This is a genomic window from Microbulbifer echini, assembly GCF_041447225.1.
GTDB classification, from domain to species: domain Bacteria; phylum Pseudomonadota; class Gammaproteobacteria; order Pseudomonadales; family Cellvibrionaceae; genus Microbulbifer; species Microbulbifer echini.
Genome location: NZ_JBGMEL010000049.1, coordinates 1 through 1,331, shown reverse-complemented (window position 1 = coordinate 1,331; position 1,331 = coordinate 1). Strand labels below are relative to the sequence as shown.

Annotated in this window: 1 protein-coding gene; it reads right to left on the bottom strand. The window is 43.6% G+C overall.

From position 1 onward, the window contains the following. Positions 1 to 55 precede the first annotated feature (55 nt). Positions 56 to 1,264 (bottom strand): IS91 family transposase, encoded by a 1,209-nt coding sequence (locus tag ACCI51_RS19395; protein ID WP_371845078.1) that lies wholly within the window; start codon positions 1,262 to 1,264, stop codon positions 56 to 58. Between the last annotated feature and the right edge of the window lie 67 nt (positions 1,265 to 1,331).

The window sequence follows — 1,331 nt, the reverse complement described above, 5'->3', positions numbered from 1 at the left end:
ATAACGCTAAGATAACCTGCGCTGCAGGCGGCAAAAAAATGACCTGGCATTGAATTTAGGCCGAACTAAAGAGGCCCATTCCTGCAGTGTCTGGTTCATCGCCATGTTGTACATTCCCGCCGGCACTATCTGGCCGAGCGGCCCCCTTTATAAAGGAAATTCCTTTTTTCGCCTTAGACCACACCCTGCTACTCAATTTTGTGGGTTCATGACACTGCCCACACTCTACCACCAGATCTTGGATTTGCAATCCAGACGGGAGTGGTTGATCTTTCATTAGACCCACCAGATTGCTACATAGATCGTGCTTTTTCTTGTTGCATCCAGCATATAATCCGTAACCACGGATCATGTGTTTACCTATCGGAGGTATGTGCTGCAATACACGTCTCAAGAACTCTTTAGGCTTTAACCGAAGTTGCTTGCGTCGCTGGTCACGGTGATCAAAATAACGAAACTCCAGACCCTTATGATCCACATTTAATATCTGCTTTGGTTTCAGTGGCCCACCTTTGATATAGCGTGAAAAATACAGCAGTACACCTTGACCATGCTCATATCGTTCCTGAATACGAACCGACCATTCTTTGCGATAGCAAGCTTTAAAGAGGATATCAAATTGGCCAATTGACCAACTGGGAGGGAGCTTAAGTAATCCAGCACGATATTGTTCTAATAACAGCGCTTGAAATTTCCCCCTATAAAGGCTCTTAACCACTCGCACAGGTAATAAGTATTCACCTGTTTCTTTCCAGTTTTCTCTTAAAGTCAAACCGCCAGCGGTTATCAGGCAGTGTATATGAGGATGTAACGTTAACTGTCTTCCCCAAGTATGCAGAGCCATAAGCATCCCGGGAGTTACCCCGTGGTAGTCCTTACTCGCCATCAATTCAAACAGAGTTTCTTTACTTGATAAAAAGAGTATATCTGTAAGCTTCTCTTCGTTGTATTGCCATAATGGCAGATACTCATGAGGTATAGTAAAGACCACGTGAAAATGCTCTGTATCAAATAATTTACGACGTTGCTGATCAACCCACTGTAGCTGTTTCCGACCTGAACAGAGGGGGCAGCTTCTGTGTCTGCAAGAATGATGCTGTTCAGTTACATGGTTCTGCTTACAGCGATAATAACTGCTTCCCATCGCTTTTGTACGGCACTCTTGTATTGATGAGATGGCCTTCAAATTTTTTAGCGGCTGCGCAGTTTTAGATAAATAACCACTGTACGTAGAAAATATATTTTGCAATACCCGGTTATGCATTTTCTAAAATGCCTCTTATAATTTAAAAGTGGCACCACTCCCGCGCAGCGGGTTTGTACAACATTTA

What these genes read in the sequence shown, in the direction of transcription:
- ACCI51_RS19395 (WP_371845078.1), bottom strand. Translation starts at nt 1,264, where the DNA reads ATGCATAACCGGGTATTGCAAAATATATTTTCTACGTACAGTGGTTAT.